The organism is Hyphomicrobium denitrificans 1NES1 (genome assembly GCF_000230975.2).
Classification (GTDB): Bacteria; Pseudomonadota; Alphaproteobacteria; order Rhizobiales; family Hyphomicrobiaceae; genus Hyphomicrobium_B; species Hyphomicrobium_B denitrificans_A.
Window position 1 is genome coordinate 353702 of sequence record NC_021172.1, and the last position, 15823, is coordinate 369524.

General features: G+C 59.4%; 14 protein-coding genes. 8 read left to right on the plus strand and 6 right to left on the minus strand.

Annotation, left to right across the window (positions count from 1 at the left end; genetic code table 11):
* The first annotated feature begins 168 nt into the window (after positions 1 to 168).
* On the plus strand, positions 169 to 3165 hold the full coding sequence (gene polA / locus HYPDE_RS01675) for a DNA polymerase I (protein WP_015596593.1): 2997 nt from the start codon (positions 169 to 171) through the stop codon (positions 3163 to 3165).
* Positions 3166 to 3192: 27 nt separating this feature from the next.
* Here the strand turns inward: polA and HYPDE_RS01680 are convergent, their stop codons facing one another.
* Entirely contained in the window at positions 3193 to 4575 is a 1383-nt protein-coding gene (locus HYPDE_RS01680; protein WP_015596594.1) for a polyhydroxyalkanoate depolymerase, read from the minus strand.
* A 311-nt stretch (positions 4576 to 4886) separates the two neighbouring features.
* Here HYPDE_RS01680 and HYPDE_RS01685 point away from each other — a divergent pair, with 311 nt between their 5' ends.
* Complete coding sequence (locus HYPDE_RS01685) at positions 4887 to 6176, plus strand: NTP/NDP exchange transporter (protein WP_015596595.1); 1290 nt, start codon at positions 4887 to 4889, stop codon at positions 6174 to 6176.
* Between the two features lie 21 nt (positions 6177 to 6197).
* Here the strand turns inward: HYPDE_RS01685 and infA are convergent, their stop codons facing one another.
* The 3 genes from infA to HYPDE_RS01700 all read right to left on the minus strand — a co-directional run bounded on the left by infA (position 6198) and on the right by HYPDE_RS01700 (position 7556).
* Complete coding sequence (gene infA / locus HYPDE_RS01690; protein WP_015596596.1) at positions 6198 to 6494, minus strand: translation initiation factor IF-1; 297 nt, start codon at positions 6492 to 6494, stop codon at positions 6198 to 6200.
* Positions 6495 to 6607: 113 nt separating this feature from the next.
* The gene (locus HYPDE_RS01695) at positions 6608 to 6814 is read right to left on the minus strand and encodes a cold-shock protein (protein WP_013214405.1); all 207 of its coding nucleotides are present in this window, start codon (positions 6812 to 6814) and stop codon (positions 6608 to 6610) included.
* A gap of 298 nt (positions 6815 to 7112) precedes the next feature.
* Complete coding sequence (locus HYPDE_RS01700; RefSeq protein WP_041319777.1) at positions 7113 to 7556, minus strand: YcbK family protein; 444 nt, start codon at positions 7554 to 7556, stop codon at positions 7113 to 7115.
* 406 nt (positions 7557 to 7962) lie between these two features.
* On the opposite strand from HYPDE_RS01700, the gene HYPDE_RS01705 reads away from it, so the two are divergent.
* The 3 genes from HYPDE_RS01705 (at position 7963) to HYPDE_RS01715 (ending at position 9194) form a co-directional block, all read left to right on the plus strand.
* A complete protein-coding gene (locus tag HYPDE_RS01705; RefSeq protein WP_015596598.1) occupies positions 7963 to 8418 on the plus strand; it encodes a hypothetical protein in 456 nt (151 codons plus the stop codon).
* A gap of 139 nt (positions 8419 to 8557) precedes the next feature.
* Positions 8558 to 8815, plus strand: coding sequence for a hypothetical protein (locus HYPDE_RS01710; RefSeq protein ID WP_041319779.1), 258 nt, complete (start codon positions 8558 to 8560; stop codon positions 8813 to 8815).
* A gap of 106 nt (positions 8816 to 8921) precedes the next feature.
* The gene (locus HYPDE_RS01715; RefSeq protein ID WP_015596600.1) at positions 8922 to 9194 is read left to right on the plus strand and encodes a PepSY domain-containing protein; all 273 of its coding nucleotides are present in this window, start codon (positions 8922 to 8924) and stop codon (positions 9192 to 9194) included.
* A 72-nt stretch (positions 9195 to 9266) separates the two neighbouring features.
* Here the strand turns inward: HYPDE_RS01715 and lepA are convergent, their stop codons facing one another.
* Positions 9267 to 11069: a translation elongation factor 4 gene (lepA, locus tag HYPDE_RS01720; protein WP_015596601.1), complete on the minus strand. Its 1803-nt coding sequence runs from the start codon at positions 11067 to 11069 to the stop codon at positions 9267 to 9269.
* A gap of 175 nt (positions 11070 to 11244) precedes the next feature.
* Here lepA and HYPDE_RS01725 point away from each other — a divergent pair, with 175 nt between their 5' ends.
* From HYPDE_RS01725 to HYPDE_RS01735, 3 genes are all read left to right on the plus strand, one after another.
* Complete coding sequence (locus HYPDE_RS01725; RefSeq protein WP_041319781.1) at positions 11245 to 11802, plus strand: hypothetical protein; 558 nt, start codon at positions 11245 to 11247, stop codon at positions 11800 to 11802.
* 197 nt (positions 11803 to 11999) lie between these two features.
* Entirely contained in the window at positions 12000 to 12956 is a 957-nt protein-coding gene (gene mbfA, locus HYPDE_RS01730; protein ID WP_015596603.1) for an iron exporter MbfA, read from the plus strand.
* A gap of 131 nt (positions 12957 to 13087) precedes the next feature.
* Entirely contained in the window at positions 13088 to 14326 is a 1239-nt protein-coding gene (locus HYPDE_RS01735; RefSeq protein ID WP_041320733.1) for a lytic murein transglycosylase, read from the plus strand.
* Positions 14327 to 14454: 128 nt separating this feature from the next.
* Here HYPDE_RS01735 and HYPDE_RS01740 read toward each other — a convergent pair whose 3' ends face one another.
* A complete protein-coding gene (locus HYPDE_RS01740; RefSeq protein WP_041319783.1) occupies positions 14455 to 15801 on the minus strand; it encodes an NAD(P)/FAD-dependent oxidoreductase in 1347 nt (448 codons plus the stop codon).
* Positions 15802 to 15823 lie beyond the last annotated feature (22 nt).

Genomic DNA, 15823 nt, shown 5'->3' on the forward strand with positions numbered 1-15823 from the left:
TCAGCCATGGGGTCCTTTGGCTGTCAACGGACGGCGCAGGTATGGCGCGGAATGATCCGGCACTGTGCGATTTCGGTCCGTATTTTTCGATACCTCCGATTGCGGAACTGTCCGACCGCCCCGCGAGAGCGTTGGTCACAGCGCGCGATGTCCCTATAGTGTCACCCCATGACGACAAAATCGAAAAAAGACCAGGTACCTGAACAGACTTCCGCGGACTTTTCGGGACTTGTTCCGGTGAGCAAGGGGAGCCGCGTCTACCTGATCGACGGCTCGGGCTACATCTTCCGCGCGTTTCATGCGCTGCCGCCGTTGACGAGGCCCTCCGATGGGCTGCCGGTCGGCGCTGTGCATGGCTTCTGCCAGATGCTGTGGAAGTTTCTGCGCGAAACGAAAGCGTCGGAAGCACCGACACATATGGGCGTGATTTTCGATGCGGGGCGGGAAACTTTCCGCAACGAGATCTATCCGAAATACAAGGCACAGCGTCCGCCGCCGCCGGAAGAGCTTATTCCGCAGTTTCCGCTTATTCGCGATGCTGTCAGGGCGTTCAACGTCGCGTGCATTGAGCTCGACGGCTACGAAGCGGACGACCTCATCGCGACCTATGCCAGGATGGCGGTGGACGTCGGCGGCGATGTGACGATCGTCTCGTCCGATAAGGACTTGATGCAACTCGTGCGCCCCGGCGTCACGATGTTCGACGGCATGAAGTCGAAGCGCATCGGCCGCGACGAGGTAATCGAGAAATTCGGCGTGCCGCCGGAGAAGGTCGTCGACGTTCAGTCTCTTGCGGGCGATTCGATAGACAACGTGCCGGGCGTGCCGGGCATCGGCATCAAGACTGCGGCGGAGCTGATCGCCGCCTATGGCGATCTCGATTCGCTGCTTGCTCATGCGGGCGAGATCAAGCAGCCGAAGCGGCGCGAAAAGCTCATCGAATTTGCGGAGCAGGCGCGCATTTCGCGCAGCCTTGTGCTGCTCAAAGACGATGTCGTGCTGGCGACGGCGATCGAAGCGTTGGGGGTTCGCGACCCGCACGTCGATGCGCTGCTGGCGTTTTTACGTGCCATGGAATTCAATACGCTGACGAAGCGCATTGCGGTGGGATTGGGCGCAGAAGTGCCGCCGCCTCTCGCGGTTTCCGTGGGGGCGAGCGTGAAGGCGCCGCCGCAGCAGGCGAAGACAAGAGATCTTGAGACGATCGAGGAGGCTGCTCCGGTAGAGGCTTCCCCTGCCGCCGCCGTTGCCGCCGGCGCCGCGATCGCTCGGGCCGAGGGGGTCGACAGGAGCAAATATGAAGCGGTCACGACGCGGGCGCGCCTCGAAGACTGGATTTGCCGGGCGAGGGAGGCGGGACGTGTCGCATTCGACACCGAGACGACCGACCTTAACGCTGTCGATGCCGAGCTTGTGGGGCTTTCACTTGCAATTGCGTCGGGGGAAGCCTGCTATGTGCCTCTTGGTCATACCGGACCGAGCGGCGATCTGTTCGGTGGTGAAGATAATCGTCCGCAACAGCTCGACGCCGAGGAGGCGTTGGCTCTGTTGCGTCCACTTCTTGAAGACCCGAGCGTTCTGAAGATCGGGCAGAACATCAAGTACGATATGCTCGTGATGAAGCGGCGCGGCATCGAGATTGCGCCGTTCGACGATACGATGCTGCTCTCCTATGCGCTCGACGGTGGGCGCGGCCAGCATGGCATGGACGCTCTGGCCGAGCGTCATCTCGGTCATATGTGCATGACGTTTGCGCAGGCAATGGGGCATGCGCCCGGCGCCAAGAAGTCGGACAAGACGTTCGCGGCGATGCCACTCGACAAAGCCACCGAATATGCGGCTGAAGATGCCGACGTGACGATGCGGCTCTGGATGACGTTGAAGCCGCGTCTTGCCGCCGAACACATGACGACCGTCTACGAAACGCTCGAGCGGCCGCTTGTGCCGGTGATCGTCGGGATGGAGCATGCTGGCATCAAGGTCGATCGGGATATTCTTTCCCGCCTCTCGAATACCTTCGCGCAGCGCACGGTGCGGCTCGAAGAAGAGATCAACGGGCTGGTTGGGCACAAGTTCAATCTCGGCTCGCCGAAGCAGCTTGGCGAATTGCTGTTCGACCGGTTGAAGCTGCCCGGAGGCAAAAAGACCAAGAGCGGGCAGTGGGAGACGCGCGCCAATCTTCTCGACGATCTTGCCGCCAACGAGGAGCTTGATGGAGACGCTCGCCGTCTGATCAACACGATGCTCGAATGGCGGCAGATGACGAAGCTCAAGTCGACCTATACGGATGCGCTACCGGCGTACATCAACGCCGAGACGGGCCGTATTCACACAAGCTATGCGCTGGGTGCGACGACGACAGGCCGTCTCGCTTCGTCCGATCCCAATCTGCAGAACATTCCGATTCGCACGAAGGAGGGCCGCGAAATCCGTACGGCCTTTATTGCAGACAAGGGGATGAAGCTTGTCTCGGCAGATTATTCGCAGATCGAGCTACGCGTGCTCGCCCACGTCGCGGACATTCCGCAACTGAAAAAGGCTTTTGCGGAAGGCCTAGATATTCATGCGATGACGGCGTCGGAAATGTTCGGTGTGCCCATAAAAGACATGCCGGCAGAGGTTCGCCGTCGCGCCAAGGCAATCAATTTCGGCATCATCTACGGCATTTCGGCATTCGGGCTTGCCAATCAGCTCGGCATCAGCCGCGAAGAGGCCGGCGACTATATCAAGACATACTTTCAACGGTTTCCTGGCATCCGCGATTACATGGACGCGACGAAGAAGCAGGTCCACGCGCATGGGCATGTCGAGACGATCTTCGGGCGACGCATCCATTATCCCGAGATCAATACGAAGAATCCTTCGATGCGCGGATTCCTGGAGCGCGCCGCGATCAATGCGCCGATCCAAGGCTCGGCCGCCGATATCATTCGCCGGGCGATGATCCGGATGCCGGCGGCGCTCAAAATAGCGAAGCTCCCATCGGCCAAAATGCTGCTTCAGGTTCACGACGAACTCGTTTTCGAAGTTGCCGACAGCGATGCTTCGGCTCTCATCAAAACGGCTTGTCGCGTGATGGAAACGGCGGCTGAACCAGCCGTAAAGCTTTCGGTTCCCATCCATGTCGATGCAAAGGCTGCGGACAACTGGGACGAGGCACACTGACCGCCGAGGCATCGATGTCGGCGGTTGCTACTTTCCGACGATGGTTTCGGGTGGGCGGCTGCCGTTGACCCCGTTCAGCACAGTTCCTTTTTTGCGTCGGTCGGGAGCTACGTCGGGCGTATCTCTGAGAGGGCGATGGGGGCGCGGAATACGGGTTGTTCCGTTTTCCGCCAGGCGCTTGTAATTGACGTCCCGGATGAACTCGCGGATGCGCGGCTGAATTTCGGTGCGCCAGCGTGTTCCATTGAAGACGCCGTAGTGGCCGACGCCGCTCTGCACGTAATGCACCTTTTCGTCGCTTGGTATTGATGTGCAGAGATCGTGTGCGGCTTCCGTCTGGCCCAAGCCGCAGATGTCATCCCGCTCGCCTTCGACCGTCATGAGGGCCGTCCTCGTGATGGCCGAACAGTCGACGAACTCGCCGCGGTGCATCAGTTTTCTGTCGGGCAGAAGATGTTCTTGAAAGACGGTCTGGACCGTCTGCAGATAGAACTCGGCAGTCAAATCCATGACCGAGAGATATTCTTCGTAAAAGGTCTGATGCTGCCGGACGCTGTCGCAGTCGCCTTTGACGAGATTGTTGAAGAGTTCGACGTGCGCGTTCATGTGGCGCTCGAGATTCATCGTCATGAAGCCGGTCAACTGCATGAAGCCGGGATAAACGGGGCGCATGAAGCCGGCATGCGGAAACGGCACGGTCAAGATTACGTTGCGCTCGAACCAGGCGATCGACTTTTGAGCGGCGAGATCGTTGACCTTCGTGGGATTGCGCCGAGTGTCGATCGGTCCGCCCATCAAGACAAGAGAAGTGGGCTGCATTTCTTCATTCCGTGCAGCCATGAGCGCCGTCGCAACAAGCGCTGGGACAGCGGGTTGGCAAACGGCAATGATGTGCGTGCCGGCTCCGATAAAGCGGACGAAGTCGATGATGTACTCTACGAAGTCATCGAAATCGAAGCGCCCGGCTGCGATTGGAACGTTGCGCGCGTCGGCCCAGTCGGTGATGTAGACGTCGTGCTCGGGAAGCATGGCTTCGACCGTGCCGCGCAGCAAGGTTGCGTAGTGGCCCGACATCGGCGCGATGATGAGCACTTTCGGATCGTGGTGCTTGCCAGTTTGCAATTCATCGCGCGCGAAGTGGATGAGATTGCAGAACGGGCGCGACATCGCGATCTCTTCGCGAACGCCGACGTTGAGGCCCGAGAGCGAAACGCTGCCGATGCCGAACTCGGGTTTGCCGTATCTACGCGTGATGTTTTCGAATACATCGCAGGCGGCCATCATGTTCTTGCCGGCTGTCGTGTAGGCCATCGGGTTCAAAGGCCAGTCGAGCGTATGCCGGAGGGCTTGGACACCGAATCGGACAGGGGACATGAACGCGTGGGCCATTTCATAGGCGTAGTAGTTCATATCGCTCCGAATCCTTTGATTTTACGCCGTTTTCCGGCTCGTATCTCCAAACCGCAGAGCAGCATGTTGTTGCTGCATTGCATTAGTATAGAACGATTAAATCTTGCCACAATCCAGAAAACGCTTGCGTCCCTAATGCTAAAGAGCACGCGTGCAGGAAAGGTACAGTGCCGTGAGGAACACATATGGCGCGATTCCCCGCTGCAGTGCATCAAGGCTCGATCGCGTTTTAAACGGTTGAGCGCGCGTTTCAGTTCGCGGTAAACAGATTTCTGAACGATCTTCCCCAATTTCCAGCACCTTGGAGCCTTATGACGAACGAGACGCCCGCGCTGCCGGCGCAGCCGGTTTCGCGGCTCAGGCGCTTTGTCAATGTCGAGCCCGGTGAGGTCGCAGCGCTTCTCGCTTCGTTTGCGATGTTTTTCGCGCTTCTTTCTGCCTATTACATCGTCCGGCCGGTTCGGGACGAGATCGGCGTCAGTCTCGGCAAGGACGCGCTGCACCGGCTCTTCACTGTCGTTTTTTTCGTCATGATCGCGCTCGTGCCAATGTTCGGCTTCGTCGCGGCTCGCTTTCCACGGCGACTCGTGCTGCCGTCGATCTACGTCTTCTTCGCGCTCAATCTCGTGGGCTTCTGGCTGGCGATGAAATCGGGCGACAAAAGCGTGTGGGTTGCGGGAACGTTTTTCGTCTGGGGCAGCGTCTTCAATCTCTTCGTCGTTTCCCTGTTCTGGAGCCTGATGGCGGAGCTCTGGACGCATGCTGAAGCGAAGCGGCTTTACGGGTTCATCTCGGCGGGCGGCACGGCCGGCGCTCTCGCCGGGCCTTTGCTGACGCAAGGACTCGTGAGGCTGGTTGCTCCGGTCGATCTGCTGCTGTTGTCGGCGGCGCTGCTCGTTGCGGCCATGATTGCCGGGCTTGCCGTTCGACGGCTGAGGACAGGCGGCGCCGGGCCGGAAATGGACGCTGCCGGAGGCGGCATTCTCGACGGTGCGATCAAGGTTTTCACGACGCCCTTGTTCGCGCGCATTGCTCTTTTCGTCTTTCTTGCGAACATCGTCGGAACTTTTTTTTACTTGGAGCAGGCGCGCCTCGTCGCCTCGACCATTCCGGACAGTGCGCAGCGTGTCGAGTTTTTCTCAGGTCGCGATCTCGCGGTGAGCATCGCGACCTTTCTCGTCGAGGTTTTCGGTACCGCGCGCGTACTGCAGCGTTTTGGGGTGACGGTTGCGCTGCTGGCACTGCCGGTCACTGCCGCCGTCGGCGCGTTGCTATTAAGTTTCGACGCGGCGCTGTGGGTTGTTGCCGCCGTCATGGTGGCGGAACGGATCGTGGCGTTCTCGCTCGCAAATCCTGCGGTCAAGGTCATCTATACGCTGGCGTCGCCCGACGAAAAATACAAGGTGCAGAACTTCATCGATACGGTCGTGTTCCGGGGTGGCGATGCGACGTCCGGTTGGCTCTATGCGGACCTTGGGGGCGGGCTCGGATTCGCCGCCGGCGCGATGGGCGCCGTCGCCATGCCACTGGTCCTCGTCTGGATCTGGATTGCGCGACGCCTCGGCGCCGAACATCATCAGCGCGCGGCAGCGACAGCTTAGCTACGTTCTTCTTGCTGACGTTTAGCGCCCGCCGCGACGAGGCGGACCACCGGGGCGTGCGCCGCCCGAGAATTCGCCAGCGCCCTGTCCGGGACGGCTGTCTTTGTGGCGGAAGTTGATGCGTCCCTTGGTGAGATCGTAGGGCGTCATTTCGACTGTCACGCGGTCACCCGCAAGAATGCGGATGCGGTTCTTCTTCATGCGTCCTGAGGTGTACGCGATCACTTCATGCCCGTTATCGAGTTTTACGCGGCACCGCGCATCGGGTAGCACCTCGTCTACTACCCCCTCGAACTCGAGCATCTCTTCTTTCGCCATTCGGTTTTCGAACGTCCTGTTTTACGGTCTGATTGTGCGACTGTAGTCTGATATGAAAAGCGGGGAGCAGACGAGCTGCTCCCCGCGCGAGTGGAGTGGTCTTCTCGAAATCGTTAGAGCGGACGAAGGTTCACGGCAGCGATCTTGCCGTTACGTCCACGTTCCGTTTCGAAGTAGATCTTCTGGCCTTCGCGGAGCGACTGAAGGCCGGCGCGTTCAACCGCAGAGATGTGCACGAAAACGTCGTTGCCACCTTCTTCTGGCTGAATAAACCCGTAGCCCTTCTGACCATTAAACCACTTCACAGTCCCATTCGACATTAAATTGCCTCCAAAGCAAACGTGCGTCCTCCGGCGGAATGACGGAGGCCATCAAATCGCGCGATGGAGACGTCTTAAAGCAGGCGGTAGCGCTGTCGAAGAGTAAGCCAAGGCGTGTTCGATGGCGACTATATGCCTTGCTCGGGCGAGAAACGCAAGATCGCCGCAGGCTTTCCAATGCCCTGCCAGATAGGCCAAAGGGGCTTGAAATCCGGGCAGTTTCGAGATTTTGGACGGGTCGTTTACGATGGCCCGGCAGGGAGAGGGCGGGCTCTTTCTAGCCCACCCTCCATTATTATCAGGTCCGGCCGCTCGGACGGTTGAGGGCGACGAAGTGCGGGCCAATGTCGACGTGGATATGATCCATATCACTATAGGTCATCACCCCGCCGTTGTGGTGGTTGGCGATGAGCCAGCGGACGACCTGCCCTTTTTTCCCCGGAACGCGGAAATCGATGGCTTGCCCCGAGGCGTGCCGCGAAAGATGATTTGTTCCGGCGATGCGGGCGCCGGGCCGGCACGTCGAGACGATTTCAACGTTGCCGAATTGGGCGCGGATGCGGTTGAGGAGGGCTCGCGCCTCCCACGTCAGGCAGGTCACCGACGTGCCGGACGCGGCTGCGAGGTGGCGACTTGCCATCGCGCGGTTTTTCAGCACGGGATGGAAATTCCCGGCATTGACCGTGCACGGCACGGCAGCCGCAAGCACAACAGAAAGTAGAGCAATAGATCCCTTACTCATGGGAAGTCCTCGTGTTTGGTCTGATGTTTGAAGGCCAAGCGACGCCAGACCACTCCCTGAGGGAGTGGGGAAGCGCGACCGCATCTCGCGCGCGTCATTTGGATGATTGACAGGAAGCCGCGAGCGCCAGCTCCCCCCGTATGCCGCTTCCGGATCTCAGCGAGTCAGGCTGGCCCCGTCGCCTCGTGATGCCAATGGATCGTGGTGCGGCGCACGCTGAAAACGCGAGACAATAGGCGAGAATAAGGCAGGACGTATCCCGTCAAGCATAAGCGTTGCCCGACGCAGACAGCCAATCGCCTGAAATCTACAAATCGAGCACCCGGACATGGAATAATTGGCCGCAGCGCGGTAGCAAGATTTCCTGTAAGTGACGATCGGGGACAGTCGAAGAAGGGGAACGAACATGAATGCCTTGAAGAGCATTATCATTGGCTTCATCGCGGGGGTGATTGCAGCCGTAACGGTACAAGAGTTCATAAGCTGGCTGTTTGTGCATTACTGGACGGGGTGGGATGCGGAGCCCTGGAGCATGGCTCCGACGCGCAGCCTGATCGTTCCGGATGTGGAACTGCCGTGGCTCGCGGGGAACGCGATTACGGGAGGCCTCTGGGGGGCTCTGTTCGGACTGATCCTCGGATGGCTGCCGCAGGGCATGATGACGATCCGCGGTGCGATCCTGGGCCTATTCGGCCCTGGGTTGATCAGCGCTTTTACGGTGATGCCTTACCTTGCCCATCAGCCGTCGCCGTTGCTCGAAGGAAACGTCAGCCTCATCGTGCCGATCCTTTGTATTTCGGCCGGCTTCGGCGCCGTCGCGGCATGGCTTTATGGTCTGTTCAGCTTCGGCCGCCTACCTTGAACTGAGCTGCGGTTTGCGTCGCAATCGCGCACGGTCCTGGCGCTGGCGCCAGGACCTACATATCTGCGTCGTTAGATCCAGCCTGATCTTCTGAGTTCGAAGATCGGGCTCAGCAGCTAGAAGGAAGGATGGATGACAGATGCGTATGGTAGCGCTCGTGATTGCTCTCGTTCTGGCGTCGGCAGTCAGCGCTTCGGCGGCGCCTCAAGGCAGGTACAAGCATAAGACGAAGCATTGGCAGGCGCCGCGTGCCGATCGTGACTGTACGCCGATCAACGGCTTTTACGGATACTACGGCAATCCCTGGTGCGACACGGGCTCCTATCGTCCGCCCGATATCGAATTTCGCGAGCGCCAGAAGTTTTTGCGCCGTCAGGGTTGGAACGCAAATCATTAAAAAATCGGAGCTTCACCCCAGGTCATAGTATGTTCGTCCGTGTGATTGAACAGAATTGGGCCATTCGGCGTTACTGGGGCGCACAACAGCAAGGAGAGCTCCGATCATGACGCGCATCAAAATCGCCGCTGGCATTCTTGCTTCGTCGGCTTTTATTGTCGGCGTCGCCTTTGCCGATGGCCGTCCTCCGACTGCCGAAGAAACTTCCGCAATCAGCGCGGCTTTGACCAAAGCCGGTTTCTCCGAATGGGGCAAAATCGAATTTGATGACGGAAAGTGGGAGGTGGATGACGCAATCGGCGCTGACGGCAAGCAGTACGATGTCGATCTGAGCGCCAGCGATTTTTCCGTTATCAAGAAAGAGATCGACAACGACTGATCGCAAACGAATTTTCTTATAAAAGCGGCGATCCCTGGGATCGCCGCTTTTGTTTCTGCAGCAGCGCGTCGTTCAATTGTCGTCCATCTTCAATGCATTGATGAACGCTTCCTGCGGGATTTCGACCTTTCCGAACTCGCGCATCTTCTTTTTGCCAGCCTTCTGCTTGTCGAGCAGCTTGCGCTTTCGCGTGATGTCGCCGCCGTAACATTTCGCGAGGACGTCCTTGCGAAGCGCCCGGATCGTCTCGCGCGCGATGACCTTGGCGCCGATCGCTGCCTGGATCGGTATCTGAAACAGGTGCGGCGGGATCAATTCCTTCAGCTTCTCGCACATCGAGCGGCCGCGGCTTTCGGCGCGCGAGCGGTGGACGACGATCGAGAGCGCATCGACGGGTTCGCCATTGACGAGAATCGACAATTTGACGAGGTCGCCTTCCTCGTAATCCTTGATGTGGTAGTCGAACGAGGCGTAGCCGCGCGACACACTTTTCAGCCGGTCGTAGAAGTCGAACACGACCTCGTTGAGCGGCAACTCGTAGATCACCATGGCGCGCGAGCCCGCATAGGTGAGCTGTTTCTGCCGTCCGCGGCGGTCCTGGCAGAGTTTCAAAACGGCGCCGAGGTAGTCGTCAGGCACGAGGATCGTCGCTTCGATCCACGGTTCCTCGATGTGATCGATCTTGACCACGTCCGGCATGTCGGCCGGGTTGTGCATCTCGATCATCGAGCCATCCGTCATATGCAGATGATAGATGACGCTCGGTGCGGTCGTGATGAGATCGAGATCGAACTCGCGTTCGAGCCGCTCCGTGATGATCTCTAGGTGCAGGAGCCCAAGGAAGCCGCAGCGGAAGCCGAAGCCGAGCGCGGCTGAGCTTTCCGTCTCGAATGAAAAGCTTGCGTCGTTGAGACGGAGCTTGCCCATCGCTTCTCGCAGGTCTTCGAAGTCGGCGGCATCGACGGGAAAGAGGCCACAGAACACGACCGGTTGCGCCGGCTTGAATCCGGGTAATGGCTCGGCAGTCGGGTTTTTTTCGTCCGTCACCGTGTCGCCGACACGCGTATCGGCAACTTCCTTGATCGCAGCGGTGAAGAAACCGACCTCGCCCGGCCCGAGCTGATCGAGCATTTCCTGCTTCGGCCGGAAGATGCCGACGCGCTCGATCTGGTAGCTGGCGCCGGTCGACATCAACTTGACGCGCTGGCCTTTCTTGAGCGTGCCGTCGATGATGCGCACAAGAACGATGACGCCGAGGTAGGCGTCATACCAGCTGTCGATCAGCATTGCTTTCAGCGGCTTTGCGCCGTCGCCCTTCGGCGGCAGCAGACGCTCGACGATGGCTTCGAGAACGGCTTCGACGTTCAGGCCCGTCTTTGCGGACACGCCGATGGCGTTCGAGGCATCGATGCCGATCACGTCCTCGATCTGTTGTTTGACGCGGTCGGCATCCGCGGCCGGCAAATCGATTTTGTTGAGAACGGGAAGGATTTCGAGATCGTTGTCGAGCGCCTGGTAGACGTTCGCGAGCGTTTGGGCTTCGACGCCTTGGCTCGCATCGACGACAAGGATCGCGCCCTCGCAGGCAGCCAGAGAGCGTGACACCTCGTAGGCGAAGTCGACGTGGCCGGGCGTGTCCATCAGATTGAGCTGATAGACGTTGCCATCCTTGGCACGGTAGTCGAGACGGACGGTCTGGGCTTTGATCGTAATGCCGCGCTCGCGCTCGATATCCATCGAGTCGAGGATCTGGGCTTTCATTTCCCTGTTCGATACATTGCCGCAGAGTTGAATCAGGCGGTCCGACAAGGTCGACTTACCGTGGTCGATGTGGGCAATGATAGAGAAATTTCGTATACGTGCGATATCAGTCATGGGCGGGGCTCATAGCACCCGGAACCTGTAGGCAAAAGGGCCGTTAAGCTCTTGAGGCTATTTGGCTGGCGGCTGCTTCGCCGCATGGGCACATAAGACGACTGGCGACTTACTTGCCGGTGTGCGACAAAGCCTGGGAAGCCCCCAAGAGACGTTCGAGACCCGGAGAGACGATATGGCGAACTCACCCTTCGAGGCCAATCCCGCTTTCGCGAAGCTCGGCGAGGAGACACGCAAGGCCGTCATTCAAGCGTTCGACGCAATGTCGAATTGGCGCTCCGAGCTAGCGGAAATCGGCGAGAAGAACAGCAATGCCGTTTTTGACAAGATGGCGGAGGCGGCCAAGTCTTTGGGCTGGCCGACGGATTTCGTCGAGCTCAGTCGCAAACAAATGCAAAATGCTTCGAAACTGCAGCTTCAGGCTGTCGACCAAGTCATGGATGTCTGGGAAAAGCAGGTGAAATCGCTCGGCTCATCCAGCCAGTTTCCGAACTTCCCCAACTTCCCTGCCTTTGGAAATGCATCCGGGCAGCCGGGTCTCACCGGGACCGGGATGTTTCCGGGTATGCCGGACTTCGGATCAGGCGCCAATCCGATCCAGTTCTGGATGCAAGCCGCCGAGATGTGGCAAAAGGGCTGGCAACAGGCAATGTCGACCTGGATGGATGCCCAGCAGAACGCCATGGGCAAATCCGGATCGTCCGGCAGCAGCGGCAGGTCCAATTCGCGCTAGTTGACCGCTTCGGTTTCGTATTGCTGCGCCGGCCTTCGGAAGAAGGGCGGCGCTTTCGCATTCTCTCGCCCATATCTCCGAGCTGAGCCGCGCCCTGCGGTCGCGGACGTCGCTGCTTGCCTGTATGCCTCTCTCACAATATATTAGAATAATTCTAATTTATGGCTGAGAGCGGCTGCGCCTGGAATTGGGGTCCGATGCGAAAATTCACCGATCTCGACGAGCGTGAAATTCTTGCCCTCGCCATCTCGCTGGAAGAGGAGCACAGCCGCATTTATGCCGATTATGCGGCGGGTCTCGGTGCTGATTATCCTGCAACGGCGAAGATCTTCACTGAGATGGGAGAGGAAGAGAACGAGCACCGGCGCTGGCTGATCGATCTTTTCCGGCAGAAGTTCGGCGAGCACATTCCTCTTATTCGCCGCCAGGATGTTTCGGGGTTTGTGCGTCACGATCCGATCTGGTTCGTGCGACCGCTCGGACTTGGGAGAGTACGCCGTCAAGCCGAGGCCATCGAAATCGAAACGCGCAATTTCTATCGTGCGGCCATCGAGAGAGTCTCGGACGCCGAGGTTCGCAAACTGCTTGGGGACCTCATTGCAGCGGAAGACCAGCACATCGGCATCGCCCAGCACATCTCTGAGGCCGAACTAACGCCAGAGGCTAAATCGGTCGAAGAGCAGGCGGAGCGCCGCGCCTTCGTGCTCCAGTATGTGCAACCTGGTTTGACCGGACTGATTGACGGTTCCGTCTCGACGCTGGCGCCAATTTTTGCCGCGGCATTTGCTACGCATAACACGTGGCAGACGTTTCTCGTCGGCATTGCGGCATCGGTCGGAGCCGGTATTTCGATGGCGTTCGCCGAAGCACTAGCAGACGACGGCAATATTTCCGGCCGTGGAAATCCGTGGATTCGCGGCGGCGTGACCGGACTGATGACGGCGCTCGGCGGCCTTGGCCACACGCTTCCTTATCTGATCCCGAACTTCTGGACGGCAACGTCCATCGCCATCGTCGTCGTTTTCATCGAACTGTGGATCATCGCGGGCGTTCGCGCGCGGTTCATGGACACGAAGTTCTTCAGGGCGGCGCTGGAAGTCGTGGTCGGCGGCCTGCTTGTGTTCGCGGTTGGCATTCTGATCGGCAGCGCATAGAGCTAATTAGAGGTAATTCGGCCGAACCAGGGCGCTTGGGTTCATGGTTAGCCTCACTGAGGCCATAGTGTCTTGACTCATTCCGGGTTGCCGGCGGGGTGCCGGCGTTCCTCAACCGCCGAAGGCTTCCGATGCGCGCAGGTTTTTTCGTTTTCTCGATCGCAACACTTGCGTTTGTGGCGACGTCCGGCGCAGCCTTGGCCGAAAATACGCCGCCGCCTCCGGCCAACAAGCGCAATTGCCAGAACACCGTGCCGTTCAGCCGCTGGGTCGCCGACTTCAAACGCGAAGCCATCGCTGAGGGCATTCACGCACAAACCATCGATGAGGCCATTGGCGGCATGTCGCCCGATATGAGTGTCATCGCGCGCGATCGCCGGCAAAGCTTCTTCTCGCAGACGTTCATAGACTTCTATTTCAAGCTCGCGACGAACAGCCGCGAGAAGATGGGCAAGAGCTACCTGCAACGCTATCGTCCGATCTTCGAGCGTGCGGAAAAACAGTATGGCGTGCCGGGCCCTGTCATTACCGGCTTCTGGGCGCTCGAAAGCGACTTCGGCGGCGGTATGGGCAAGCTGCCCGTCATGCGCTCGCTGCTGACCCTCGCATGGGATTGCCGGCGCGGCGACTTCTTCCGCAATGAGCTCAAAGCGGCGATGAAGATCATCGAGCGCGGAGATCTCACACCCGACCAGATGATCGGATCGTGGGCAGGCGAACTCGGCCAGACCCAGTTCTTGCCGCAGCACTATTACAACTATGGCGTCGATTACGATGGCGACGGGCGCGTCGACCTGATCCGCGATATCCCGGACATCATCGGCTCGTCGGCGAATTTCATCGCTTCGATGGGCTGGAAGCGCGGCGAGCCGTGGCTCGATCAGGTCCGCATCACGAAAGAATTGCCGTGGGACAAGGCCGATCTCAATGTTCTGCTGCCGCGATCGCAGTGGGTCCGATGGGGTATCGAAGGTGTCGGCCAGAAGCTGCCGCCAGACGACCTCCCGGCCTCGCTTTTGCTGCCCATGGGTCGCAACGGTCCGGCATTTCTCGCTTATTCCAACTTCCGCGTTTACACGCAGTGGAATCAGTCTTTGACCTATGCGACGACGGCCGCGCATCTGGCAGCGCGGATGGCAGGGGCGCCGAACCTCAGCCGTTCCAGCGGGGACGTTCCGTCGCTCGGCTATGAGCAGACGAAAGAGCTGCAGGCGCTTTTGAAGAGGCGCGGCTTCGATGTCGGCGAGGTCGACGGCAAGCTCGGCGCCGGGACGCGCAAGGCCGTTAAGGAAATGCAGATGAAGCTCGGCCTACCGGCGGATAGCTATCCGACGTCAGAGCTACTCACGGCGCTTCGCGAGCGCAGCTAGAAAAATATCGAGATATTCCCCTTACTCCATGGCCGGGCTTGATCCGGCCATCCAGAGCTATTCGTCGCGTGATTCTGGATGGCCGCCTCGGAGGGCGGCCATGACGTGGTGTCGAGGCGCAAGGCCTATCAATGCAGCTTGACTTGCGGCTCGGTGCGTCGGGTCAGGAGGCGTGACAGAGTATCGAGCGCCACCTTGATCGGGCCGTGTAGCGCGACTTCGTGCATCTTGTAGAGCGAGCGATACATGATCTTCGCGAACCAACCCTCAATGCGCAGCGACTTACCCGAGACGAAGCCCATCAGGTTTCCGACGGTGGAATATTTGCCGAGCGAGACGAGGGATCCGAAATCGCGATACTTGAACGGCGCGAGCTTCGTCTCGCCGTGCATGCGGCGCTGGATTTGCCGGACGAGATGACTCGATTGCTGATGCGCCGCTTGGGCACGCGGCGGAATAGGCGCGGTTTCGCCCTCCGGCACGAGGTAAGCCGCGTCGCCGATGACAAAGATATTGTCGTCTTTGGTCGTTTGCAGCGAGGGTTTCACGAGCAGCGTGTTGGCGCGGCTAACTTCCAGTCCATCGAGTTTCGACAGGACGTCCGGTCCCTTGACGCCGGCCGCCCAGACGACAAGCTCGGAGGGAATAAAGTCCCCGTTGGCAAGGGTGACGCCCTTGTCCGAGACGCCCGTCACAGGGCTTCCGACGCGAATGTCGACGCCGATATCCTTTAAAATGTTGGCAGTTGCCACAGAAAGCCTCTCGGGCAGCGCCGGCAGAATGCGGGGCGCGGCCTCGATCAGCGTGATCTTGAAGTCTTTTTCAGGATCGATCTTGTCGAGGCCGAACTCGACGAGGCCGCGCGCCGCATGATGCAACTCGGCGGAAAGCTCGGTGCCCGTCGCGCCGGCACCGATGATCGCGACGTGAAGCTGGCCGGGCCTCACAGGTCCTGGCTGCGCGTAAGCGCGCACACATGCGTTGAGCAGACGGCGGTTGAAGCGCTCGGCCTGCTCGGGCGTGTCGAGCATGATCGCGTGCCCTTTCACTCCGGGCGTGCCGAAATCGTTCGAGATGCTGCCGACCGCGATGACGAGCGTATCGTAAGGGAACCAGCGATCGGGTGTAATTTCGCGCCCGTCTTCATCGTAGGTTGCCGCGAGATGTACGCGCTTGTTGGCGCGATCGAGGCCGATCATCTCGCCGTAGCGGTAGCGAAAACCGTGCCAGTGTCCCTGTGCCTGATAGGGCAATTCGTGGCGACCGGTATCCATGCTTCCGGCGGCGATTTCGTGTAGCAGCGGTTTCCAGATGTGGGTGCGCGATCGGTCGACCAGCGTGACCTCGGCTTTTCCTTTTTTTCCGAGCTTGTTGCCGAGTTGGGTCGCCAGCTCGAGCCCGCCGGCGCCACCGCCGATGATGACGATCTTGTGCAGTCCTATCGTCGCGTCGGAAGCGGGTGCAGCGGTCGTCATGGTCACCTCATGCGTACATTGT